We start from the raw sequence: 23821 nt of genomic DNA, 5'->3' as shown, positions 1-23821 counted from the left end.
AGGCAAACTATATAAACACAAAAAACAGTAAAAATAAAAGAGCAGAAGATCTGCTCTTTTATTTCATTATTTTATTGAAGCATTAGTAAGTTTTAAATATTGACCATCTGGTACTGTTATATAAGTTTCACCTTCAAAATTATCATTTGCAACTATATTCATTAAGTTTCCTCTAGAATTTTTTGAAACTTCATAGTAACCCATGCCTTCTGTTGTAACTTTATATTCTCCTGATTGTAAATCATATCCAACTTTATACATTTCTTTTGATCCTAATTCAGGAGCTTTATCAACTGCATATAGTTTACAGTTTTTTAATTTCAAATATTCTCCATCGTTCATTTGAATATATCTATTTACTTGAAAATTATCATTTGTTATAACACTTTCAAAATTCCCACTTGAATCTTTGTCTAATTCAAAATAAGCCATACCGTCAGCTACAATCATATATTCTCATGCTGGAACGTCTGAACCCACTTTATACATACCTGAATCTACAATATAATCTGGTTCAACCTTTTCAGCAACTTCTTGTGGAGCCGGTGTTTCAGTAGAAACAGTATTATTTGTAGAATCGTCACTACCTCCTCCAGCTATTATTCCAATTACACATAGAGCTACAATTACAATAATCCCCCATTTTAAAATTTTCTTCATCTCTTAAATACCACTTTCTTTTATTTATCCTAAATAATATATGTTTTTTTGTTCTAATTATGACTATGCTGTTTTTTACTATAAATACAAAAAAATACTATTAGAAAATAGATCTTTAGAATTAGTCTTTAATGAATAAATTAAGCTTGTATACAATAAGTATAAAAATATACTATATTATGGTAAAATATAATCTGGGAATAAAAATTATATAAATAAAAAGAATTAGTTAATCCAATTAGAATAAGGGAGGAAACAAAAGTGATAAAAATGAGAGCAATCTATATTGGAGATGTAAGATTTAATGAGTGTAATGTGTTTGAACTAAATGAGGAAACGAATTATTTTGAAATGATAAATGATAAGGAATTTGAATATAAAAAAGAAATTGTTGAGGAAGATGATGATTGGTTAATTTTTGAAGTCACTATAGGAAAAGATGAATTAGATGGTAGAGCAAAATTAATTAATAGATAACCGTTATATTGTTTATGAAGAATATAATGAAAAAATTGAAGCGTTATTAAATAAATATATAGGGCAAAACAAAGATGAAAATTACATGTAAAATATTAACAAAAATCAGTGAAATAAGATTCATGTAGAAGAGAAGCTAAATGCTTCTTTTTTTGTTGCTGCTATACTTTAGTATGTGTGCATTTCGTTGGGGTGTAAGTGGGCAGAGTAGTCATGGTGATAATGATAAAACAATACTTAAGACTCTTCTTTTTGTGTTTTTCATAGTTCTAACCTCCTGTATTTTCTTTCGGTATAGTTAATTCTTGATTTTTATTAAAAATCCTTCTTAGTATTACATATTTATACAAAATGTTTAATATTAGCTTATAATGTGGTAAAATATACCTATGAAATTTTGCGACATAGTGCAAAAATGAATTTATTTAAGGGAGTACTACATAGTAAATATGATAATATGTGTATTTTTAATCTATTGTACAATGTATTGTGAGTTATCTGAAGTTTTAGCAGTTAAAACAAAGATGTCATTAGGAATATGATGAATTGTTAATTATTCACTTTGTATTTTAGAAATTATACTTATGTATATTAATATTATTTATCTTGCAAAATTATGCGGATATTACATATATATTGAAATGATTTGAAAATAAAATAATTCTGTTATTCTTCAAGAATAATAGAATTTACATTAAATAAAAGTATCAGGAGGCTTGGAATGTATTGTAGAAATTGTGGATCAGAGATTAAGAATAATGCTGAGATTTGTTTAAAATGTGGAGTGAAACCACTTAATGCTAAAAATTACTGCCAAGAATGTGGTTCAGAAACTAATGAAAACCAAGAAATATGTATTAAATGTGGTACTACACTTAAATCTATACTTAATAGTTTTAATATAAATTCTATATGTAAGTATTGTAGAAATTGTGGATCAGAGATTAAGAATAATGCTGAGATTTGTTTGAAATGTGGAGTGAAACCACTTAATGCTAAAAATTACTGCCAAGAATGTGGTTCAGAAACTAATGAAAACCAAGAAATATGTATTAAATGTGGTGTTAGGCTTAAAACTACAATTAATAATGAAAGTAAATTAAGTGGCTTTAAAAAGCATTTAGAAGGTGATGGTAATTGCAATACTAATTTTTCTAAACTTAAACCTTATTATCAAGAAGAATTTACTAAAATATATGAAAGTAATGAATCTTATAGAGGGAAATTTAATTGGGCAGGATTCTTTTTTGGACCAATTTGGGCATTAACTAAAGGCATATGGATTCCTCCATTAGCTGTATTAATTTTGGCATTAATTGGATTTGGACCTATTCCTGCATCAATTTATGGTATAATTTGTGGTTTCAAAGGTAATTACATATTTTATAATTATTATGTTAGAAAAAAGCAAATATTTTTTTAAGTTTATCACTAATATAAATTGTTTTATAAAGATAGTAAAATCTAAAGTATATATTTTATTATCGAGATATAGTTTATATGTACACCAACAAAAACACCAATCGCAATTAAATCACATAAACACAAACAATCAAAACAGTAGCCACCCAAAGCTACTGTTTTTTTGCACAAATATACAAAAAGTATAAAATTATACAAGCAAAAGTTGTTGTAAAGTCTAAAATGGGAACAAAAAGGATTAGGGGTATGAAGATATATTTCATAAATTTTAGGATATATTTATAATAAATAGCTTTATTATTCAACAAAAAAGAGCATAGATTAAAATCTAAGCTCTTTTCCTTATTCCTGAATTTTAAATGGATTCTTAACAATAATCATAGTATCATCATTGTGTCCATAAAAACAAATGAATTCAGCTCTGTCTATGTTTTCTTTTTCTAGACCAACATAAGGAATAGAATATGTTCCATCATCATTAAGAACAGATGCATCCATTGATGCTGAATCAAATATTTTTCCATCAACTATTAAGCCAACTGTAGGACAATGATTTTCTTTAGATACTACAACTAAAAAACCACTCATTCTTTTTACATTTGTAACATTTGTTCCATTAGTCTTAAATGTAAAATCTTTTACATATTTAGCTTTTTTAATGTTAGTCATATCAGCTTTATCATAGTTGTTTATAGCCTTATCAATAGATACAACACCTTCAACAAAACTATCATCATTAAGATTAAAATTATCAAGTTTGATAGTTATAACATGTTGTCTATTTTCGTAGTTATATACAACATTTGCATCAAAAGCTTCTGATATGAATCTTAGTGGTACAAAAGTTCTGTTTTGAACTATTACTGCTTTTGTATCAAACTCAACTTTCTTTCCATCTACTATTGCGTAATTATAGCCTACAGGCAACTTTATTTCTTTGCTATTACCTGTAATTAGTACAGTGTGGTTTTTAGCATCCCACTCAACTTTGCAACCAAGTGTTTCAGAAATAAATCTAACAGGAACTAAAGTTCTGTTATTTCTATCTATAAATGGTTGTGCATCTTGGAACTGGATTTCCTGCTCTTTTAGGATTAATTTAATATTTTCATCTGCGAACGAAGGAAACAAAAAGCATAAGGATAAAATAAGGGTTAAAGATATTATATATTTTTTCATAATGTATACCTCCTAAATAATGTATATCACTATTTTACAGTTTATTGTATAAATTGTATATAATGCATGTAAACTTTAACTATCTTTTTTAAGTGTCTTAAATGTCTAAAACAAGAAAATAATAAATCTAAAGATAAAAAAATAAACAAAGATAATCATTATAATAACTTCTTTATATACTTTCTGAAAAACTAACCACACAAAAACTACATAAACACAAGCCAACCAAAGCTACTGTTTTTGTACAAATATATAAGAAGTATACAATAATATCAAAAGTGTTAATAATACTCCTATAAACAACAAATGTAGGAGGAAGAAATAATGATGGAAATAGATACTACAGTTGATTTTTTATTATTTAATGGAATATCTAATATATTAAATAGGAGTATCGATGTAAATGGAGAAGATATAGCTAATTTAGAGGGATTAGTAGACTATTATGTTAAAAATCATGGACAACAGACTTATTGTTTATTAAGAAAGTTAAGTATGCTTAAAAATAAGATAGAATAAATGTGGTAGCCAAAATAAGTGTCTACCATTTTTGTGTCTATCCTAAGCATAAAAAAGAGGTGCAGTATAAAAAATCTGCACCTTCATTAAACTCTAAGTAGTAGTGCTATCTTGGAGTTAATAGTAAAATTGCTATAAACAACATATATATTTACATTAATTATCTTTTAATTTTCTATTACTTTAAAACATAGACTACTTCTTCCGGATAATTCTATGCTGTATCCATTTCCCATATCATGCGAATAAGTCATTGCTGAACCGTTATTGGGGTCTGTATTAGGTGAATACCAACCGTGTATCTCTTTGTGTTTAGGATGTTGGTCATATAAACTATCAAACTGTTTTAATACATAATCTTTTCCTGACTTATTTATTACATTTGGGTTACTATTCAATAAACCAGTTAGTAATTCTTTTTGCTTATCAACATCAGGCATGTTACTTTCAACTGATGCATATAAGTAGTAACTACTTCCTTTGCCTGCTACTTCCACATAAACCAATTTAGTATCCTTTGGTATAGCAAATCCATCTTGGATAGTATACTCGTTAGATGGTACGTTAGGTTTTTCAACTAGTTCAGTTGTTTCGTCTATCCATCCGTTGTTTTTAGCTATTCTGCTCATCATTACGATAGCTTGTTCTCTTGTAGTGTTTTGCTTAGGTGCTACAAGGTTATTTCCTACTCCGTTTATTATTCCTTCTTGAGTAGCGTAATTTAAACCGTCCTTCGCCCAATCACTTACTTGGTTCATATCGTCGTAATTAGCTTGTTTTTTAGGAGTTGTATCTTTTCCTAATTCTTGTAACTCTCTTTTTAACATTGTAGCAATAGCTTCTCTAGTTATCTTATCTCTTGGGTTGAAAGTTACTTTAGAAGTTCCGTTTACAATCCCCTCATTATAAGCAATTGCTACGTATGGATTATCTGTATCAAGGAAAGGTTCTTCTGAATCTTTTTCTATTAATTCTTCAACTTCTATTTCCTTTGCTTTAGAGTATAATAATACTGCTAATTCTGCGAACTCTTCACGAGTTATCATATCTTGGAAATGGTCTTGGCTTATGATACTCTCTGGGACTAAATTGTTTTGCTTCATATTACTTATATCATCTTTTGCCCAATTACTTATAACTCCATGTGAAAAGCTAAAACACATAAAGAATATACTTGTTGTTAAAAATGTTGTAAGTATTTTTTTCATATAATTCCTCCTATTTCATCCGAAATTTACCAATACAATATTAGTGTACATAATATTAACATAAATTACAATTTATTATTCTCTTTCACAATTAATTATTTTAATTAAAAAAAGAAATATTTATAAAGAAGATAAACCTATTGAAAAAGAACAATAATTCAATTTAGTAAATAGTGTTACTTTGATTTAATAGTCAAACACAAACAATCAAAACAGTAGCCAATCAAATCTACTGTTTTTTCCTGCACAAATATACAAGCAGTATGAAATTATTCTATATTATGGTAAAATACAAATGGAAACAGATAGCTTTTTACATATCAGTGTTGTTTAACACTTTAGTGTGATCATACTAAATGAGTATATTTTGTATATAATTAGAATTAATGTTCTAATTCGTCTAAATGTATTTGTTTTAAATAATATGTATGAAAGGTAGTGATGTTAAAGATGCATGGTACAGATGAAAGAATAGAAAAATATGCAGGAATGGAATGTGGTATTGGTATAACGTACAATGAAGTTCTATGTGAGTTAATGAAGAAGAATAAAGATAAATACTATAAACATATGCCACAAGGAATGGATTGCATATATGGTGAGATGATTGAAGAACTTGAAGAAGTAGGTATCACCTGGATAGATGGAATACGTCCTGTTTTGGATAGGCTAATTCGAAACTCAGTAAAATTAAGTCATATGGATGAAAAGTTGTATGCTATAAATTGTAAGACGGTAGAAATATGTGATGTTTGTTTTTGTATATATGATGATATAGTTGAGTTTACTAGACTGGCAATAGAAACGCTTAAGAGAGAAAGAGACGAAGATAACAAACAGTCAATTCAAGATAATAATAGAAAATCATTAATGAAGTATAAATTATCACCATCATATACAGAAAGGACACATAAGGCTACACTTACAGAAGAAGATAGAGTGTATAGGGAGATAGAACGTAACTTATACCTTGATGAAGATAGATTAGAACCTGGGGACTGTATTGTGAATGATTTTATTCATCGTGATGATTAAACAATAAAATACTGTTTTAGACTATAGTCTATTTAAATAGTGTAGACATGTATAAATCTTATTTATTTAGAATTATTTTAAAACATGTGTATTATAAAATATATAGAGTAAATTATGAGAGTTCTTTTTGTAACTTCTCAAAAATACTAATCATAGCAAACTACATAAACACAAACCACCAAAACAGTAGCCAACCAAAGCTACTGTTTTATATTGCACAAATATACAATAAGTATAAAATTGTGCTATATTATGGTAAAATACACCTAGAAATAAGTGAAAGTTATATACATGAAAAGAATTCGTGATGTTTAAAAACTTAGCTAGATTTGAGTGTTGAAGAAGAAAATAAAAAGCTAAAGGAACAATTAGAGATCCTTATAGGTAAGTTATATGAAAAAATGTAAAGTATGCAATTATAAAATATTATATACATAAAAATGAAGGGAGGAAATAGTATTGGAATTTAATATTAGTAAAGATTTTGCACGAAAATTAGGTATCATGTTAGATACTGGTTTAATTAATTACAAACATTATTATTTATGGTGTGATGAAATAATAGAAAAATTAGATAATCCACCATATTGGATAATAGAACTTGCTACAACAAAATTTCTACCATCAGCAGTTGCAATTGTCAATAAATATGTGTTTTCAGAGCCATTTGAGGAATTTAATAATAGCAGTGGATTGTATATTGCTTGTTTATTTATAAAGTATGAAACACGCCAAATTTCTTGGGCAAGTTTTTTATTCAGTGCAGGAAATTATAAAGATGGAGCAGGATATTGGGGAAAATTAGACTGTGAATATTTTTATTATAGATTAAATGAATATGAAGATTCGAATTATTCAGTTGATATTGAGAAGAAACAACAAGTAGATATAAAAAACGAATTTAGGTCTGAAATTGATGAAATATATAGTCATTATAATTTATTTATGCCTTATTTTAAGAAATATGTTAAAAATTAAACAAGGTAAATGTTTCATATTTTTATTAAACAACGATATGTTTACAAAGTTATTAACATGTTATACACGGAAAATAGTATAAAAAGAAAATAGGTGAGTTTTAGTGAGCGTTTGGTACTTGTTATACACTCTCTCACTAAAGATAATAAAAGGAGGATTATTTTTATGGATGATACTTGGATCATATCAGAGACACTAGGAAAATCTAAAGAGTTCTTTTGGAAAATAGATAAAGATCATAATCTTTATATTAGAAGAAAATTTAGTTATGTGGCAAAATAATTAATAATCACTTATTAGTAAGAAAAAGCATAAGATAAGGGGGAAAATAAACTTGAAAAAAACTACTGAATCAGGATTTATAAATAGAAATAATCAAATGAATTTAGAACGTACAGATGAGCCTGGAACAGATCATATGCAATGGTTTTATTGGATGGAATGTAGAAACTGTAATTATAAGTATAAATCAAATGGATCAGATATTTGGCAACGAAAGTGCCCTAATTGCCAAGGTGGGAGACCTTAAATTTCAAAAAAACTAATCCTAGCCAAACTACATAAACAACAAAAACAGTAGCCAACCAAAGCTACTGTTTTTCCTTGCACAAATATAAAAAAGAGAAATATTATGGTAAAATATACCTGTATGGATAAAATTTATATCTAAAAAATTCACGATAAATAATTTAGTTCACATAAGGTATATATTGTTAGGGGGAATTTTATGTCATCATGGAAAATAACTTTGATTTTAATAATGTTTATGTGGCCAGCTATTCTTTTTATTGGAGTTATGATATTTCTTGAAATAAGAAAGATTAGAAAGCATAAAAAACAACCTACTCAAACTATTGCTGCTACGTTAATTTCAAAAGAAATGATTCCTACATCAACAGGAGGTCTTAAGAGTGGCACGGTAGTACATATACATCACTACATGAAATTTAAGTTAGAAAATGGAGAAGAAAAAGAATTTGAAGTTTTACCTGAACAGTATGCAGTTATTTTAGAGGGGAATATAGGTGAGTTAACTTTTAAAGGAGATAAATATCTTAGTTTCTACATTACAAATATTAATGTGAATAGAGAAAATTAATTTTAAGATAAGGACGGTTTAGAAAAATGGAAGATATAAAACTAAAAGCTGAATTATATAGATTAGCACTATCATGTGGTTTTATAACTAAGAAAGATGTAATAAATTGGGCTGATAATGAGATAATGATATCAGAAAATCCAGATATTTCAATAATAGAACTTTCGCTTTCGGGAAGCAAAAAAGCAGAAGACATTATTTCTAAACTTAAAGAAGTTAGTGTAGGAGTTGATCAAGAAATTTCACTTAAAATTTTACTAGGATTATTCTACAAAGAAATTATAAAAGATCCAAATAAGATACAGGTTATTTCAACTGAGTTATACCATCTATATCTATCTCTTCAAATAGATAATAAAGAAGAATGCTATTTATGGATGATGTACTTAGACGATGAATTTCATTTAGCTAATAATGGAATATATGGTGATGTTGAAGAGGTTAAATCTAGATATATTGATTTTTTAAAACAATATGAGAAATATGCAATAGATTTTCCAGGTTAGTTATGCTTAGATAAGAATTATATTTAAAACAGTAGCCAAGTAAAGTTTCTGTTTTTTATTTCAAAAATATACAAAAAATACTAGGATGTGCTATAATATGGTAAAGGGTATTGAGAAATATGTAATTAAGACAATTAAAAGGAGGCTAATATGAGATTATAATGGTATATTTAAATTGGAAAATGAAATTTATATATTTCTAAAAATGAATCCTTATAATTAAATTAAAAAGCTAGTAAAGTATAAAAATAAAGGGGGTAAAAATAAATGAAAAAAATAAAATCATTTAATGTTATAATTTTAAGTTTTATATTAGTAATTTTAAGCTTTGGGAGTAGTTTTGCTAATACTGAATTTCAAGAATTTGAACCTTTAAATTTCAGTGAATCGGCAAGTGCTTATGATGCAACTACAACAGTCTATAATGATGAACTGTATGTTGCGTTTAGGGAAGATAGACAAGTAAGAGTAAAAAAATATGATGGAAGCAACTGGGTACAAATAGATAATGGCTCTTTAAATTATGATAAGTCTCAAGAAACTAGATCACCAAGTATAGTAGTTTATAAAAATGAAATTTATGTTGCTTGGGAAGAAAGTAAAGCAAGAAACAATTTTCAAATAAGGATGAAAAAATATAATGGAACTAATTGGGTATCAGTAGATAACGGTTGTTTAAATTATGATAGCCGTGAAAATGCAAATAAACCAAGATTAATAGTTTATGATAGCAATTTGTATGTTATGTGGGGTGAATGGGGAACTTCTGAAGGCTTTGGATATCATGTTAGAATGAAGAAGTATAATGGAACTAATTGGGTATCAGTAGATAACGGTTCTCTAAATGAAGATAAGGAAGGGTTTTCTCATCTTGCAAAGGCTATAGTATATAATAATAACTTATATATTACTTGGAGCCAAGATGACAAGATAAAAGTAAAAAAATATGATGGAAAAAACTGGACATCAGTAGATAATGGTACAATCAATTATGATGCAAAAAAGTCAGCAACATATCCTAATTTATCAGTATATAATAATAAGTTATATGTTGTCTTTAGAGAAGATGGTCAATTAAGAGTAAAAAAATATGATGGAACTAATTGGGAACAAGCAGATAAGGGTTCTTTAAATTATACATCATCTAAAATGCTATCTTGTGCGAGTTTTGTAGAATATAATAATGAGTTATATGTTGTTTTTGAAGAAGATAAACAAGTAAGATTAAAAAAATATGATGGAACTAGTTGGATTCAAGCAGATAATGGACCTTTAAATTATAAGCCTATAAAATATGATGAATCAAGTTGGGCAGTAGGAACAATATATAAAAATGAATTATACTTTATATGGGCAGAAGCGAGATCTTATGGAAAAGGTGATTTAGAGATGAAAAAATTAATTAAATAGAATTTATGTTTTTAAAATCATTTAAAGTATTTAATTATTAAAATATAAATATGTTCTAACATAAAAACAGTAGCCAACCAAAGCTACTGTTTTTAATTGCACAAATAGGCAGTAAGCATGAAATTGTTGTTATATTATGGTAATATATAAATGGAAATAAATGAAAAGTATATGAAAAAATATAAGGTTCGAAACTGTAAGAAAGTACGAAGAAAAGATAATTTGTTTTGGGAGAAGTGATTTAAAATGAGGAAAAAATATTTAATTGTTATATTTATTGCTTTGTTTTTTTTATTTAATAGCTGTAGCAAGTCAAGTTCAAATATTAAAAATTATCTTAATACCGGAACCACAATTGATTCAGAGGCAAAAGACATTATGCCCAATCTTGATGATTTGCCTGAATATAAGGATATAGAATACAAATATACTCATAAATCAATGTATATATTTCAATCGGATTCGGTTGCTCTAATTGTTAACTATGATGATAAAATATATAAGAGTGAAAAAGATAAATTAGAAGAAAAATATACTTTTTTAGAAGAAAAAGATAAAGGTATTATTCCTGAACATGAATTTTTAATAAATAGTTATACTTTTAAAGTCGTGGCTAGAAATGAAAAATCTAATACACACTATCCAAAATCTTTTGGTATGATTGGAACATCTGAAGAGAAAAAAAGTATAGCATATTTGTATTTTTATGATTTTGATTTAGATTGTATTGGACGAGAAGATGAGGAACATTCTATGGCTGATTTTGTTAATAACTATTTTGACTACAATTTTTAGCCATGCATTTCTCATATTATTAGGATTGTTTTGGGTTTATAGTCATTATATTAATTCATATTATTCTTAATATGCTTACTAACTTATAATAATTAAATCACATACTATATTAATTGCATTTAGTCTATTTATAAATGTAGTGAAATAAGTAGGTGTATGGTAAGGGAGGAAAATAAAAATGATAGAATTCAAAAATAATTTTACTAATCAATTAAAGTTATTAGAAAATATAGTAGATAAAGATATAGTAGAAAAGAATGAAATGAAATATTCCAAATGGGGAGTTTCTATTGAAAATATAAATATTATTGTGTTTGGAGATGAAAATTCACCAAACTGTGAATATATAGATATGGCAGATAGAATATTAAAAGATTTAGACAAATATAAGAAATTAGCAATACATAGATGTAAGAGCTGGTTAGGATACGATGATTTACACGAGTGTATTAGTATGGAGTTTGGACAAATATATTATAGTGATATAAGAGTTTGGGAAAATTGCTTTAGCTTAACTTTTTCAAGAGTGAGAGATATAAATTCAGAGTGGAATTATACTGTTAAATTTAGGGATAATGGTTGGCCAATTGGAATAGAAGTTTGGTCTATAAGAAATTATGATGAATTAGAAAAAAATCATTGCTTTATAGATTTAAATGAAGATGTTGAAGAGGATATAAATATAGAATGTAAAAATAAAAAACTTCAAGAGGTCTTAATGCAGTTTTTCGAAGAACGTGTAAAAATAGATGCAGAGTACTATATAGATATAGATGATGCTATATACAGTTGCTATTGTGGGACTAAGAGAACCAATGGCTATTTTGATGCAGTAACAATTGTTCAAGATACAGGTAATATTGTTGATGATATATATTCAAATTACACAGTTAAATATATCAATGAGAATAGATTTATTCCTATAAGTGTTGAGTTTTGGATTAGTTAATTTTAGAGAAGAACTAAGGCATTGTAAATAATCTCTTATCATCAAAACAGTAGTCAACTAAAGCTACTGTTTTTTCTTGCACAAATATACAATAAGTATAGAAATGAGGTATATTATGGTATAATCCAACTTGGGAATTAAAGTTATAAATATCTAAAAATATCCAATAATTAGAAGTTGATTATGTGAAATTAAATATTTATTAGAATTACTATATTTATAAAAAGGGGAGACCATATGAAAAGATTAATTTTACTAATATTGGTTGCAATAGTAGGAACCTTCAGCTTAATAGGTTGTCAAGATGAAAAAGAGGTTTCTACAATTAAAGAATATTCAGATATGTTTGATAGTACATTTAAAGATGTGTTAAACCTATATATTGTTACTTCGCCTATACTTACGACAGAAGGAGAAGAGTTGGATAAAACTATAAAAGAAATAAATGAGGTTATAGAGAAGTTGGATGATGAAAGTGTACATTTTTTTTCTGAAGAAGCACGAGAAGTTGCAGGTAGAATGACTTCTTCAGCTAAGAATGCAATAGAGTATCATAAACTTTTTCTCGAAAGTGATTATTCAAGTGAATTACACCAATCAACTATGGATGAAATCACTAAAATAGCAGATTTAATGAGAGAGTACGAGAAACTTTATCGTGAATTTTTGAAAAATAGGTAACGTATAAATTAATAGTATCTATTATCTTTTTATCAAGACCTGTGTTTAGATGAAATAATCAACTTTCCATTATACATAATATATGATGAACTCAGAGAACAGTTTAGAGCTGTTCTTTTTTTGTTTTGGAAGTTTATATGGCTATAGCCTAAATAAACAGTGTAGACATGCATGAATCTTGCTTATTTAGAATTATTTTTCTCATTTTAAAACATTTGTTTTATAACGTTTTGATTGTCATAAGCGAATATTAAAATTCACATCATACATAACATACAAACTACAACCTCTCCTGAATTATATAAGGAGGGGTTATTTTACATGCTTTCAAAAATACTAATCTGAGACAAGTTATGTAAAAACAAATACTTCGTAACATCAAATTTAGATATATTTATTAGTTGCTATGATTTGATAATGAAGGGATATGTCGTATGATTGAAGATATGGTATAATTTAGTATAATTAATATATGATGTTATATTGAATATATCAATTATTGTTATAATAAATAGATAGTTTAACTTGCAATTTTGAAAAGAATAAATAAAAAAATATGGAAGGAGAATTAAAATGGATTTTTTTACTAGTTCTATTATAGGAGGAGTTGTATACGATCTAATCAAAGAAGGAGTAAAATTAAGCATTAAAAATGTTTTTGGAGAATTTTATAGTATAAATTTAGATGGAAATATTTGCAACGAATTTATTGAGGAAATTAATAGTATTGAAGGTGTAGAGAGCAAGGTTGCATATAGTAGTAATTTATTAAATGAAGAAAACAGATATACAGTAATGTTTGAACAAGATATGCATAAAACAAGCTTTGCAAAAAGACTTGATTACATCATAACGCTTATGAATGATCGTAGTAATTTTAGAGAAAAGATTAATGTTGAAAAACTAGGGAAAATACTTGGGTTTTCGTCAGTTAACGATTTAAAGAAATACTATTTATTTTCAGAAGAACCTTCGTATGAATTTATAGAAAATTTAGCAATAAAATTAGGAGTTAATGTTGAATGGATGCAGTTTGGATTAGGAGATCCTTTTAAATCTATGTTACCGAGTATATATATAGCTGATCAAATTTTACAACAAGAAGATTTTATGGATGTACAAGAATTTATTTTTGTTATAGATGATGAACCGTGTATAAGAAAGTTAGGTGTTATACGCAGGTTTGATAAATTTAAATATGATTATTATCCTCATGCATTTATTTTTCGTGCAGATGTAGGCGGAACAGGAGAATCAGAACTATTTTCTGTATATGTATTTTTAAAAAAATTAAACAGTATGGGTAAGATGCCTTCTGGTGTATATAAAGTATCGGATAAGCAATTTTCAGAATTATTTAATGGTAAGGTCTACCCTGGTTCTATAGAGAAGTATGGACAAGATGGAGGTACTTACTTATTAGATGATTTTATTGATTTATATCATTCAGAAGAGGAGAAAAAAAAATATTTGAATTGGTATGGACAAGGCTTTGTGGACTGTCAGGAAAGGATAAAGACGAAAATATCATATTAAAAATACAATCATAAATTTAAGTATAGAGTTAACTAAATTTAGAAATGGAAAAATCATAAGAAGTACTTTTAAAATTTAATTATTATAATTAAATTTATATTTTCCATAACAAGCAAAGCTTAAACCTCCCTCTGAATTACATACCAAGGGTTTATTTTATATCTTCTGAAAAATAGTAATCTTATTCAAGCTACATAAATACAAACAATCAAAACAGTAGTCACCCAAAGCTACTGTTTTATATTGCACAAATATATATGCAAAAAAATTATAATATTCCTACAATGTAGTTTCTGGGAAAAAAATTGGAAAAGTATTATATCCTGTAAAAATTAATATTATTTGTTGTATTATTAAAAAAATTAAAATTATCTTAAAAAAAAATAACATAGATTTTAAACTATTCCATTTTGCGCTTAATCGATCTCTATTATATTTACCCTCATAAAATGCACTTCCTATTACATACCCAGATCCAATTACAAAAGGTCTAATAGGTTGTTTGAAATACCAACTTGTAGCTTGTGGGTTAAATAACATTGCAAAATAAGCAATAGCACATCCCACTAATATAAATTTCCATTTTTCTTTAGACTTCTTTTCTTTTTTAGTTGCGTTAGACATAATTATTCCTCCATATATTGATTAGGTTGTATAATACCATAAATTTAATTTTATGTAAATTATATAGTATGAGTTATAGTTTTCTTTTCAGAGGTAGAACTAGCAACTGTATAATCATAGTAAAGTATATGTTAAAAACTATAAAATAGTTTAAATCAATAGATACAAACCAAAACAACCAAAACACTAGCCAACCAAAGCTATTGTTTTTTCTTGCACAAATATACAATAAGCATAAAAATGTGTTATATTATGGTAAAATATATTTAGAAATGAATAGAATTAAGTAAGATGATATACATTACGAGAAGTGATTTAAAAAATTAAATATTAAGAGTAATTTAGTTATTTTTAAAGAAAAGGCAAGTTTTGGTGCTATAAGGAAATGATTATAGATACCTAAAAAGGAGAGTGACTAACTTGAATGAACATTTTATTGTTTTTATTGCTATAATAGTCTTTTTTACTTTCTTAAAATTAATTTCAGAAACTGAGGAAGATGGAATTAGATACAGAATTGAAAAAATGGGCGGAAAAATTTTATCAATAGAACAAGATAAATCATATATTAAGGAAGCTGATAAAATAGAGAAAAAGAAAAGACTTTACACAGATACGGTATTTAAGGTGAAATATAATTTAGATAGTAAAGATAGAATTGTTTATGTTGTTATATATAGGAGTTATTTTATGATGGGTAGGAATAGTTGGAAACGTGACTGGATAGAGAAGCCGTAACTATATTCGTTCTGTAGAAAAAGTTAAATAATTAATCAAGGAATTTGGGGGGATAGGTGAAAGTGAATATGGAAGAATTTAATTTACAAAATGATTATAAGATTAAATCTCTTACTGTAGAAAATATTAAACTTGTTGAATCACTGTGCAAAAAATGTTCAGATTATTACATATTACATGATGGAATATTACCATCTACAGAAAAAGCAAAAGAAATATTTACGGCTATACCACCTAATAAAAGTTATGATGATAAGTTTGTTTTAGGCATATTTAATTACAGCAATGAACTAATTGGAATCATTGATATAGTAAAAGATTTTCCTGTTATTGAACAATGGATGCTTGGATTAATGATTATTAATCCTGAAGAAAGAGGTAAGGGATTAGGTAGAATGATACATAAAGCATTAGTACAATGGACAATTAATTTAGGATCAAAATCTCTAAGAATAGGTGTAATTGAAGATAATTATAAGGGAATTAAATTTTGGTCAAATTTAGGTTATACAAAAATAAAAGAAGTCACTATGGATTTTTCAAAGAAAACACATATAGTAAGTGTTATGACTTTGCAAGTTAACAATTAGTACTAAAGGGTATAAGTGATTACACAACATTTATTCATAATATAAAAAGAACTAATTACAGTTAAACTACATAAACACAAACCACCAAAACAGTTGGGAATGAATGGGATTTATATAATAACTTACAATAATAGGAGAACTTGTTATGAAAAAAATTATATTTGGAATCATATTTCTTTTGCTTATAGGAATATGTATAGACTCATATTATACCGATAGTGATTCACAAGAATTTGAAAAATATATCATTACACATATAAACAACAAAAACGAATCAATTATAGATTTAAAAGAAGATCTTCCATTTGAGTGGGAAAAATTCTATATTTTTGGACCATATAAATCTAAAGAAGAGATGTATAACGAAGTAGGTTTTAAATGGGTGACTTTTGAAATTATGACAGAAGGATATTATAAAGTTGTATTCGTAAACAAATCTAAAGTAGTGTGTGATACTGATATTTCTACAGGAACTTTTAGCATTGAAGCAAAATCATATCCTGTATATAGCAGTAATTCTAAATTTAAGCTACAATGGATTGATGATAGATATGTTGTTTTAAAGCAAGTTTTAAATTGAAATAGAGGATAATCTTTATTATGTTAATTATGTAGATTAAAAAAATCATATATTATCACATAGATGTTTTTATAAACTTTAAAGATATTAGGAGGTTTAATTATGTCAGCATTAATTAATGAATGTAAAAATAGAGGAATAGGATTTTCGATTAATGTTCAAGAAGATGTTAGAGAATTTGCTAAAAAGTTTGATATCGAAGAACGAATGCTAAAGACAGGATTTTCTTATTATCCTAAAGATGTTCCAGAGAAGGGAAATAGAATTTTTAAAATTGGATATACAAGTAATAAGGATAGATTTTTCTTAGAACTTAATATCGATTTTAACTATAGTGATATTATAGAAAACCAGGAACATATGTTGATTTTATCAGATGATGATAGAAAAAATCTTCATGCTGGTGGAGTTAAAGCATGTTATTTATCCGACAACATAGAACTTGCTAAAAAATTAATTGAAACTAGTATTAAATCAATTTAGTAGATGATATTTAACTGTGAGTAATATATATATGAGAAAGTACAAAAAAATATAAATTTCAAAGTAGTAAAAGAATAAGGATTTAAATATTACAAGGGCATCTAATTTAGAGATTAGGTGCTTTTTAATATGTATTGATTACATATTTATACAAAAAAGTTCATATTATGGTAAAATGTGAAAATGGGTATATTCTAGAATAAAGATTAGGTATAGTTGGTCAAATCAAAATGTATTTTATAGGTATAATAATGTTGATGATTTTGTATCCTATAAAATTGAGGGGGAGAGGACTATATTATCAGAGACAAAAGAACTTATGAAAATATGGACTGAAAAAAAGTCTTTGGATTTAGAAAAGTTAATAAAAAATATAGACAATAATTATAACATACAAACTATTAATAATATATGGAAATTTGATAGAAAAATAAAAGGTCCAGGAGGATATTGCTTAGAATATAGTAGTTATAGCGATTTACATTATCCTAAATTTAATCAATTAATTATTTATTTGAAAAAAATTCGAGATTATGTTGAATGTAATAATTGTACGGAACATTTAGGAAAAGTATTTGAGCTGTTAGTAAACTATTTATTAGAAATAATAAAATTATTTTTATTTGAATGTGATTTTGGTATACAAGTAAAACACAAAAATATTAACTTAAAAAAAGCACTAAATATTCTAAGTAAAAAAAGAGAATATGATGATATTTTGAAAACTATACAAAATTTTATTAAGTTATACGAGAAGTCTAAATTCACATATATAAACTTAGATGTAAATAAAGGGATTACAAATTCAGACATAGTTATATCGTATTTTGCTTTGAGGAAGATAGGAGAACAGCTATTAAAAAAAGATGATAACTATAAAAAATACAATAATGATAATAATATACTTATAAAATGTACAAATATAAGATCCATACGTAAAGCAGAACAAGTTATTTTGAATAGAAATAATAGGAAAAATAAAAAAAGAGTTTATGATAGGAAGGATTATAGGCTGACTATAAATGATTACATTAAAAATAGAAGATTTATTTTAGAGAAAAAAGGTGATATTTTTTTCAAATCATCTAAATATAAAGGATGCTATTTATATAATCCTATTTTTGTGAATAACTATTTATTTATTAGTGTTAAAAATAATAAAAAGAATTTTAATTTGATTATTATAGATTTAAGAACTAAAAAATTATATCATAAATATTTTTCAATCATGGATATAGATACTATGGATAGAGAAGATATAGTATTTATTGAATTTCTAAGTAATAAAATAGTAGTATGTACTAAAAATACAAAATTTACTTATGACAAAGAACGTTATTTTGTCAACGAGATGAGTACTAATATAAGATTATTAAAGGTAATAAACAAAATCAAAGGGTATGAATATGATTTTATATTTGCAATATCTTCTATATTTACATTAATATCTACAGGTATATACCTATATAAGGGTTTCAAATGGATACTTCCTATAATTATAATGGTAACTATATTATATAGAGTGATTTTTAATTTCTTAAATAAAAGTAATAAAGATACATCTAAAAAATTAGATAAGGGTGAAATGAATATATATTGTATGATTTTTGCATTCTTAACAGTTTTTATACATATACTTATTGGGCTTTCAGCCATATTCGTGGCTGTTATCCCCTATTTATTAAATTATATATGATAATTGAATATTATGAAGAAGAGTTAAGTAAATTTGATAAACATTCAGAGGACTACAATAAGATATTAAGAAAAATATATATTATTATTATAGAAAATAAGAATTACGAATATGCAAATGAAAAAATTAAGGAGGAAATATCGAAATTATACAAATTTTATAAAAAGACTGAAGAGGACCCGTGGGAGTAGACATTATAGTTACTCAATAAGTTTAAAAATAAATTTAAACCTATATATTATATATTCAAACCACCAAAACAGTAGCCAACCAAAGCTACTGTTTTTTGTTGCATATATAAACAAAAATCATACAATATGGTAAAATATACCTATATAAATTATCTAGAAGGGGGTACAGCTAATGAAAACTAATAAAGATACAATAGCTGAAATAGAAAGGATATTCGATGAATACGAAAAAGAAATCTCTAATTTAGAACAAAAAAGTATTATTGCACCAAATATTTCAAAAACTTATTTATTATATTCACGTAATTTTATTAGATGGTGTAAAGATGAATCTGTTCCAGGTGGTACAAAATATTAAACTACTAACAAATAAATATCAAGTTTATTAAAAGTTATTATAATGGATGGAGGATAAAAATGAGTAATATAAAATTGTCACGGAATGAATTACTAGAACATTTAGAAGAGCAAATTGAATTTTTAGAATCATCAGCGAAATTATTTGATGAAGGGAAAATCGCAGAATCAAAAAGAATTGCTACTACGATAAGAGTTTTATTGCATGATACTAAAAATAGTACGTCATTACTTCAACTATTAGATAAAAAGGAGAACATGCTTTTTTTTGACTCATCTGAAATTTACAACCCTAAAAATATAGCAGGTCAATATTGTTTACTAGATATATCGATGAATCCTTCTCATATTGGATTTGTTCCTAGAATGTACATAGGACCAACCACTCCTAAGAAATGTTTTGATGATTGGTGGAATGAAATTGTAATTTCAACAACTAGTGATTTTTTTAAGGGAGATAAATTTTCACGAAAAGATATTATTTTAGCATTATCAAATAAAGATGGTGGAGCTCATGTAGATCAGAAATTAAAAGAAGATTATTTTAAATTAACTAGAGAAAATTCAATGGAACTTTTTGGACATTTTAATGGGAATAATGTATTTAATGCAAATAGTATAGCATCATTTACAGCTAGAGTGATAGTTTTCGAGTTATTAGTCACTTTATTTACTTATTTTCCGCAGTATAACTATAGCACAATTGCAAAGTCTAAAGAGAAACCTAAAAATCAATTTCCAAATTTGTTAAAAAATTTCGAAATTACAATCAAAGAGGATTGATTTGAAATGGTTTTAGAAAAGACTAAATATAGAAAATTATATAAACACAAACAACCAAAACAGTAGCCAACCAAAACTACTGTCTTTTCTTACGTAAATATACAGGAAGTATGAAATTATGTTATATTATGGTAAAATATATCTGGAAACAAATCCAAGTTATATACATAAAAATCATTGTTGGAATTCAAAAGCTCGGTTTGATTTGAGTGTGGAAGAGAAGAATAAAAATTAAAGGAATAGTTAGAAATATCTAGAGGTAAGTTGTATAAAAAGATGTAAAGTAAACAATTTCTTTGGATTGTGTCTTAATATATACTAAATTTATATTACTATATATGTTTTAGGGGGATACGAAAATGGAGTTTAGTAAAAATATGAACTTTTCTGAAAGATTGGCTTATTATATTATGAAAACTCAAATGAATAATTATGAAATCAAATTTAATGAACTACAATCTAATGGAGAAGCTGATTTTGAGTTAATATTGTCAAATAATGAGTATAAAATTCCTGTTGAAGTTACGACTTCAGTGAATCAAGATTTAAAAGAAACTATTGAGGTTATAAAGAAAAATCCAGTAATTGAAAGAAAAAGAGAAAGAAAATACTGTTGGATAATAGATCCTGGTAAATCTGCAAACATTAAAAGAATTAAAGAAGAAATTGATAACTATTTATATTTACTTGAAAAAGAAGGAATACAAAGATTTAATGGTTTAGATATATACAAATACACTCCAGATATTAATAATACAATAAAGAAAATATGTTATGAATTAAATATTGAATCAGCAACATGTATAGGTTTTAGAGATAAAGGCTGTATATATATTACTTTGCCAGGTGATGGAACTTGGCTAGATGAAAATAATGTAACAGAAGCAGTAAAAAAAGAACTTGAAAAAGAAGATAATAGAAATAAACTAAATGCAGGAATTAAAGAAAAACATTTTTTTGTATATATTGATCCTAATAATTATCCAGCTTGGTATGCGATAACTAGGATAACTCAACCTAAATCTTTTTTAAAGACAGATTTTAAAGATTTAACGGTATGGGTTGTAACTTTAATAGCGAAAAAATGTGTAATATGGAAAACTAACAATGATTCTAAATGGGAGATTAAAGAGATTAATATTGCAGATGATGTTGAAACTCAATTATTGAATAATAATTGACCTTATTATGTAAAAGAAATTGAATACAATATATAATTTAGAATGTAGATTAAAAGAAATATTCTAGTTAATATCAGAAAAACGTGTATTAACTTATAATAAATAGATTATAGCGTACACATACCCCTACTAATAATGCTGGAATATGGAATAGTGATAATTTTGAAGAAATATAAATGTACAACTGAATATAGTTTTGTAGGATTAGATAGTTTTGAAAAATATAATAGAACTATATTAAAACGATGTAAATTTGACGTTATGAGTATTTTAGAATATAAAATAAATAATAGTAAGGTTATTTATAAATGTTTTTTAGATAGTCATAGAAGCACTATTAATAAGATTGAATTGATAAATATCGGAGGTGTAATTGTCAATCAATTAGATACAAGAGGGGAAGATTAGCATATATGAAGAAGGTTAAGTATAAATGCAAATAAAGAAATAAAGTAAGTACTGTGGATTAGGCGGTATTGTAATTTTGCATAAAATGTTATATATTGGTAATGACAAATACTATTAGATTATATATAACATTGGGAGGTTATAGTATGGCTTCGGGATGCTTAATTGATAAAATAAAAAAAATGAACAATGAATTTGAATTATTAAGTGAAAGAAATAATTATTTAATAGAACAAATAAATGTTGAAATTATGCACAGAGATATTAAAAAATATTTAGATGATAATGATATATATTACAAATATGATAACCACTTTTTTTATCTTGATAAAGCACATAATAAAAGAATACGTATAGATGATTGGAGTATGCTGTTTTCATTTAGAAATTTAGAAGTTTCTGAGAGTTTTAATATTTGCCTTGATGAATTTTCTACATTTAATAATCACTTCAAAGTAGGTAATAGAGTTATAAGTTTAAATGAAAATGGTATTTTTACAACAGAAAATGAAGTGATAGAAAAAATAATTATTGAATATGAACAAATTATCAATAATTTAAAAAGAAACATTCAATATATTGAAAATAATATTGATATAGAGAAGTATACATATTACTATGAGGAATATTATTGTTTAGGTCAAGCAAATAATAATAAATATTTTTCTATAGAAGAGTTAATAAATTGCATAGGAGGTTATTATAAAAATTTTAAAATATAAAAAATATATTAAAATATAGACATCTTAAATGGGTGTCTTTTTTAGTGTAATATGCTATGAAGAATGTAATAGTAAAAATATAGTAGTAACAATGGAAAAAGGTGAAAATAATGTTATATAAACATAAAATTAGAGCCATAAAATTGTTATTAGAAAAGGACTTAACTAATGAGAGAATAGCGGATGAGATAGGTATAAATGTTTGATTAGATTTGGTTATATAAAGTATGCGTATAGACTGTACCCTAAACAAACATAATATACATATGAAAAACTTGTTTATTTAGAATTGTTTTTCTTATTTAAAAACATTTATTTTATGAAATCTAGATTCTAGATAAATAGAATAATTAATTGAATATTATCAACAATATACAAAGCTCAGCCCCTTTTGAATTAGATCAAAAGGGGTTATTTACATACTCTTATAAATTTTTAACCTATCCACTTTTCAATAAAGCTCCGATCTTTAACAGATCCATCATTATTTAATATTCCTAAATAAACACCGTCACCTTTTCCTACCTGCCAAATTGCCTGAGCGGACCCTTCTTTATCAGATATATTATTATCTAGTATATACTTAAAAAATGTATCCTTACCAACGCCATGGGTATGAACTACATAGGCTACTAAATAAATATCTATACAGCTTGCTCCAAAGTCAGATGGTCTCTTGCTTAAGATATGCTTTCTGATTATTTCTACCCATTCAGAATCACAAGAACTAAGTATTTCACTTTTAATTTCATCTATGTTATATGCTTTATAACTTCTTTTTTCCCATTGTTTCAATTGAGAAAAGTCTCCATTAACTTTTACTAATTTATTTAACATATTTTTCAAGTTACATACTGTAGGTATAACTTTACTATGTATACTTCTTCCTCTTAAATGATTAGGCAACTTATAATCTTTTCTTACACACATACTATCTAACATATTTAATCCCTCAAATCTAAAATTTTAATTAGGTACTAATAAATAATATAGTTCTAAAGAAATATACATATT

General features: G+C 25.9%; 29 protein-coding genes. 23 read left to right on the top strand and 6 right to left on the bottom strand.

Going from position 1 to position 23821, the window contains the following annotated elements:
* Positions 1-66 precede the first annotated feature (66 nt).
* Together P4S50_RS10285 and P4S50_RS10280 are read right to left on the bottom strand one after the other, a co-directional pair.
* On the bottom strand, positions 67-450 hold the full coding sequence (locus tag P4S50_RS10285) for a hypothetical protein (RefSeq protein ID WP_277730701.1): 384 nt from the start codon (positions 448-450) through the stop codon (positions 67-69).
* Positions 451-456: 6 nt separating this feature from the next.
* Entirely contained in the window at positions 457-660 is a 204-nt protein-coding gene (locus tag P4S50_RS10280; RefSeq protein ID WP_277730700.1) for a hypothetical protein, read from the bottom strand.
* A 261-nt stretch (positions 661-921) separates the two neighbouring features.
* Here P4S50_RS10280 and P4S50_RS10275 point away from each other — a divergent pair, with 261 nt between their 5' ends.
* Together P4S50_RS10275 and P4S50_RS10270 are read left to right on the top strand one after the other, a co-directional pair.
* Positions 922-1137, top strand: coding sequence for a hypothetical protein (locus P4S50_RS10275; RefSeq protein ID WP_277730699.1), 216 nt, complete (start codon positions 922-924; stop codon positions 1135-1137).
* 721 nt (positions 1138-1858) lie between these two features.
* On the top strand, positions 1859-2560 hold the full coding sequence (locus tag P4S50_RS10270) for a DUF2628 domain-containing protein (protein ID WP_277730698.1): 702 nt from the start codon (positions 1859-1861) through the stop codon (positions 2558-2560).
* 341 nt (positions 2561-2901) lie between these two features.
* Here P4S50_RS10270 and P4S50_RS10265 read toward each other — a convergent pair whose 3' ends face one another.
* Positions 2902-3738 carry a copper amine oxidase N-terminal domain-containing protein gene (locus tag P4S50_RS10265; RefSeq protein WP_277730697.1) on the bottom strand — a complete coding sequence of 279 codons (837 nt, stop codon included), beginning with the start codon at positions 3736-3738 and terminating at the stop codon, positions 2902-2904.
* A gap of 324 nt (positions 3739-4062) precedes the next feature.
* On the opposite strand from P4S50_RS10265, the gene P4S50_RS10260 reads away from it, so the two are divergent.
* On the top strand, positions 4063-4257 hold the full coding sequence (locus P4S50_RS10260; protein WP_277730696.1) for a hypothetical protein: 195 nt from the start codon (positions 4063-4065) through the stop codon (positions 4255-4257).
* Between the two features lie 167 nt (positions 4258-4424).
* On the opposite strand, the gene P4S50_RS10255 is transcribed toward P4S50_RS10260, so the two are convergent.
* Complete coding sequence (locus P4S50_RS10255; protein WP_277730694.1) at positions 4425-5465, bottom strand: S-layer homology domain-containing protein; 1041 nt, start codon at positions 5463-5465, stop codon at positions 4425-4427.
* 441 nt (positions 5466-5906) lie between these two features.
* Between P4S50_RS10255 and P4S50_RS10250 the strand changes: the two genes are divergently transcribed.
* From P4S50_RS10250 to P4S50_RS10205, 10 genes are all read left to right on the top strand, one after another.
* Complete coding sequence (locus P4S50_RS10250) at positions 5907-6500, top strand: hypothetical protein (protein WP_277730692.1); 594 nt, start codon at positions 5907-5909, stop codon at positions 6498-6500.
* A 459-nt stretch (positions 6501-6959) separates the two neighbouring features.
* A complete protein-coding gene (locus P4S50_RS10245; protein ID WP_277730691.1) occupies positions 6960-7478 on the top strand; it encodes a hypothetical protein in 519 nt (172 codons plus the stop codon).
* A 334-nt stretch (positions 7479-7812) separates the two neighbouring features.
* Positions 7813-8007, top strand: coding sequence for a hypothetical protein (locus tag P4S50_RS10240; protein ID WP_277730690.1), 195 nt, complete (start codon positions 7813-7815; stop codon positions 8005-8007).
* A 198-nt stretch (positions 8008-8205) separates the two neighbouring features.
* Positions 8206-8577 carry a DUF2500 domain-containing protein gene (locus P4S50_RS10235; RefSeq protein ID WP_277730689.1) on the top strand — a complete coding sequence of 124 codons (372 nt, stop codon included), beginning with the start codon at positions 8206-8208 and terminating at the stop codon, positions 8575-8577.
* 26 nt (positions 8578-8603) lie between these two features.
* Positions 8604-9083: a hypothetical protein gene (locus P4S50_RS10230; protein ID WP_277730688.1), complete on the top strand. Its 480-nt coding sequence runs from the start codon at positions 8604-8606 to the stop codon at positions 9081-9083.
* Positions 9084-9350: 267 nt separating this feature from the next.
* Positions 9351-10493, top strand: a complete 1143-nt coding sequence (locus tag P4S50_RS10225; protein WP_277730687.1) for a hypothetical protein — start codon at positions 9351-9353, stop codon at positions 10491-10493.
* Between the two features lie 246 nt (positions 10494-10739).
* The gene (locus P4S50_RS10220; protein ID WP_277730686.1) at positions 10740-11288 is read left to right on the top strand and encodes a hypothetical protein; all 549 of its coding nucleotides are present in this window, start codon (positions 10740-10742) and stop codon (positions 11286-11288) included.
* 178 nt (positions 11289-11466) lie between these two features.
* Positions 11467-12237: a hypothetical protein gene (locus P4S50_RS10215; protein ID WP_277730685.1), complete on the top strand. Its 771-nt coding sequence runs from the start codon at positions 11467-11469 to the stop codon at positions 12235-12237.
* 237 nt (positions 12238-12474) lie between these two features.
* Positions 12475-12918, top strand: a complete 444-nt coding sequence (locus P4S50_RS10210) for a hypothetical protein (RefSeq protein WP_277730684.1) — start codon at positions 12475-12477, stop codon at positions 12916-12918.
* A 573-nt stretch (positions 12919-13491) separates the two neighbouring features.
* On the top strand, positions 13492-14454 hold the full coding sequence (locus P4S50_RS10205) for a hypothetical protein (protein WP_277730683.1): 963 nt from the start codon (positions 13492-13494) through the stop codon (positions 14452-14454).
* A 279-nt stretch (positions 14455-14733) separates the two neighbouring features.
* Here the strand turns inward: P4S50_RS10205 and P4S50_RS10200 are convergent, their stop codons facing one another.
* Entirely contained in the window at positions 14734-15078 is a 345-nt protein-coding gene (locus P4S50_RS10200) for a hypothetical protein (RefSeq protein WP_277730682.1), read from the bottom strand.
* Positions 15079-15498: 420 nt separating this feature from the next.
* On the opposite strand from P4S50_RS10200, the gene P4S50_RS10195 reads away from it, so the two are divergent.
* The 10 genes from P4S50_RS10195 to P4S50_RS10150 all read left to right on the top strand — a co-directional run bounded on the left by P4S50_RS10195 (position 15499) and on the right by P4S50_RS10150 (position 22807).
* The gene (locus P4S50_RS10195; protein ID WP_277730681.1) at positions 15499-15816 is read left to right on the top strand and encodes a hypothetical protein; all 318 of its coding nucleotides are present in this window, start codon (positions 15499-15501) and stop codon (positions 15814-15816) included.
* A gap of 56 nt (positions 15817-15872) precedes the next feature.
* Entirely contained in the window at positions 15873-16406 is a 534-nt protein-coding gene (locus P4S50_RS10190) for a GNAT family N-acetyltransferase (protein ID WP_277730680.1), read from the top strand.
* A 145-nt stretch (positions 16407-16551) separates the two neighbouring features.
* Entirely contained in the window at positions 16552-16986 is a 435-nt protein-coding gene (locus tag P4S50_RS10185; protein WP_277730679.1) for a hypothetical protein, read from the top strand.
* Between the two features lie 102 nt (positions 16987-17088).
* Positions 17089-17469, top strand: a complete 381-nt coding sequence (locus P4S50_RS10180; RefSeq protein ID WP_277730678.1) for a hypothetical protein — start codon at positions 17089-17091, stop codon at positions 17467-17469.
* A 319-nt stretch (positions 17470-17788) separates the two neighbouring features.
* Positions 17789-19165, top strand: coding sequence for a hypothetical protein (locus tag P4S50_RS10175; RefSeq protein WP_277730677.1), 1377 nt, complete (start codon positions 17789-17791; stop codon positions 19163-19165).
* 363 nt (positions 19166-19528) lie between these two features.
* Complete coding sequence (locus P4S50_RS10170) at positions 19529-19714, top strand: hypothetical protein (protein ID WP_277730676.1); 186 nt, start codon at positions 19529-19531, stop codon at positions 19712-19714.
* A gap of 59 nt (positions 19715-19773) precedes the next feature.
* Positions 19774-20496 carry a hypothetical protein gene (locus P4S50_RS10165; RefSeq protein WP_277730674.1) on the top strand — a complete coding sequence of 241 codons (723 nt, stop codon included), beginning with the start codon at positions 19774-19776 and terminating at the stop codon, positions 20494-20496.
* A 359-nt stretch (positions 20497-20855) separates the two neighbouring features.
* On the top strand, positions 20856-21677 hold the full coding sequence (locus tag P4S50_RS10160) for a hypothetical protein (protein ID WP_277730673.1): 822 nt from the start codon (positions 20856-20858) through the stop codon (positions 21675-21677).
* Positions 21678-21839: 162 nt separating this feature from the next.
* On the top strand, positions 21840-22085 hold the full coding sequence (locus P4S50_RS10155) for a hypothetical protein (RefSeq protein WP_277730672.1): 246 nt from the start codon (positions 21840-21842) through the stop codon (positions 22083-22085).
* Positions 22086-22231: 146 nt separating this feature from the next.
* A complete protein-coding gene (locus P4S50_RS10150) occupies positions 22232-22807 on the top strand; it encodes a hypothetical protein (protein ID WP_277730671.1) in 576 nt (191 codons plus the stop codon).
* A gap of 435 nt (positions 22808-23242) precedes the next feature.
* Here P4S50_RS10150 and P4S50_RS10145 read toward each other — a convergent pair whose 3' ends face one another.
* A complete protein-coding gene (locus P4S50_RS10145; protein ID WP_277730670.1) occupies positions 23243-23749 on the bottom strand; it encodes a hypothetical protein in 507 nt (168 codons plus the stop codon).
* Between the last annotated feature and the right edge of the window lie 72 nt (positions 23750-23821).

The organism is Tepidibacter hydrothermalis (genome assembly GCF_029542625.1).
Classification (GTDB): domain Bacteria; phylum Bacillota; class Clostridia; order Peptostreptococcales; family Peptostreptococcaceae; genus Tepidibacter_A; species Tepidibacter_A hydrothermalis.
This window is presented reverse-complemented; position numbering and strand designations above follow the sequence as displayed.

What these genes read in the sequence shown, in the direction of transcription:
- P4S50_RS10285 (WP_277730701.1), bottom strand. Translation starts at nt 450, where the DNA reads ATGATTGTAGCTGACGGTATGGCTTATTTTGAATTAGACAAAGATTCA.
- P4S50_RS10280 (WP_277730700.1), bottom strand. Translation starts at nt 660, where the DNA reads ATGAAGAAAATTTTAAAATGGGGGATTATTGTAATTGTAGCTCTATGT.
- P4S50_RS10180 (WP_277730678.1), top strand. Translation starts at nt 17,089, where the DNA reads ATGTCAGCATTAATTAATGAATGTAAAAATAGAGGAATAGGATTTTCG.
- P4S50_RS10145 (WP_277730670.1), bottom strand. Translation starts at nt 23,749, where the DNA reads ATGTTAGATAGTATGTGTGTAAGAAAAGATTATAAGTTGCCTAATCAT.
- P4S50_RS10250 (WP_277730692.1), top strand. Translation starts at nt 5,907, where the DNA reads ATGTTAAAGATGCATGGTACAGATGAAAGAATAGAAAAATATGCAGGA.
- P4S50_RS10260 (WP_277730696.1), top strand. Translation starts at nt 4,063, where the DNA reads ATGATGGAAATAGATACTACAGTTGATTTTTTATTATTTAATGGAATA.
- P4S50_RS10270 (WP_277730698.1), top strand. Translation starts at nt 1,859, where the DNA reads ATGTATTGTAGAAATTGTGGATCAGAGATTAAGAATAATGCTGAGATT.
- P4S50_RS10150 (WP_277730671.1), top strand. Translation starts at nt 22,232, where the DNA reads ATGGCTTCGGGATGCTTAATTGATAAAATAAAAAAAATGAACAATGAA.
- P4S50_RS10225 (WP_277730687.1), top strand. Translation starts at nt 9,351, where the DNA reads ATGAAAAAAATAAAATCATTTAATGTTATAATTTTAAGTTTTATATTA.
- P4S50_RS10220 (WP_277730686.1), top strand. Translation starts at nt 10,740, where the DNA reads ATGAGGAAAAAATATTTAATTGTTATATTTATTGCTTTGTTTTTTTTA.
- P4S50_RS10200 (WP_277730682.1), bottom strand. Translation starts at nt 15,078, where the DNA reads ATGTCTAACGCAACTAAAAAAGAAAAGAAGTCTAAAGAAAAATGGAAA.
- P4S50_RS10185 (WP_277730679.1), top strand. Translation starts at nt 16,552, where the DNA reads ATGAAAAAAATTATATTTGGAATCATATTTCTTTTGCTTATAGGAATA.
- P4S50_RS10265 (WP_277730697.1), bottom strand. Translation starts at nt 3,738, where the DNA reads ATGAAAAAATATATAATATCTTTAACCCTTATTTTATCCTTATGCTTT.
- P4S50_RS10235 (WP_277730689.1), top strand. Translation starts at nt 8,206, where the DNA reads ATGTCATCATGGAAAATAACTTTGATTTTAATAATGTTTATGTGGCCA.
- P4S50_RS10205 (WP_277730683.1), top strand. Translation starts at nt 13,492, where the DNA reads ATGGATTTTTTTACTAGTTCTATTATAGGAGGAGTTGTATACGATCTA.
- P4S50_RS10160 (WP_277730673.1), top strand. Translation starts at nt 20,856, where the DNA reads ATGGAGTTTAGTAAAAATATGAACTTTTCTGAAAGATTGGCTTATTAT.
- P4S50_RS10165 (WP_277730674.1), top strand. Translation starts at nt 19,774, where the DNA reads ATGAGTAATATAAAATTGTCACGGAATGAATTACTAGAACATTTAGAA.
- P4S50_RS10210 (WP_277730684.1), top strand. Translation starts at nt 12,475, where the DNA reads ATGAAAAGATTAATTTTACTAATATTGGTTGCAATAGTAGGAACCTTC.
- P4S50_RS10230 (WP_277730688.1), top strand. Translation starts at nt 8,604, where the DNA reads ATGGAAGATATAAAACTAAAAGCTGAATTATATAGATTAGCACTATCA.
- P4S50_RS10175 (WP_277730677.1), top strand. Translation starts at nt 17,789, where the DNA reads ATGAAAATATGGACTGAAAAAAAGTCTTTGGATTTAGAAAAGTTAATA.
- P4S50_RS10170 (WP_277730676.1), top strand. Translation starts at nt 19,529, where the DNA reads ATGAAAACTAATAAAGATACAATAGCTGAAATAGAAAGGATATTCGAT.
- P4S50_RS10215 (WP_277730685.1), top strand. Translation starts at nt 11,467, where the DNA reads ATGATAGAATTCAAAAATAATTTTACTAATCAATTAAAGTTATTAGAA.
- P4S50_RS10255 (WP_277730694.1), bottom strand. Translation starts at nt 5,465, where the DNA reads ATGAAAAAAATACTTACAACATTTTTAACAACAAGTATATTCTTTATG.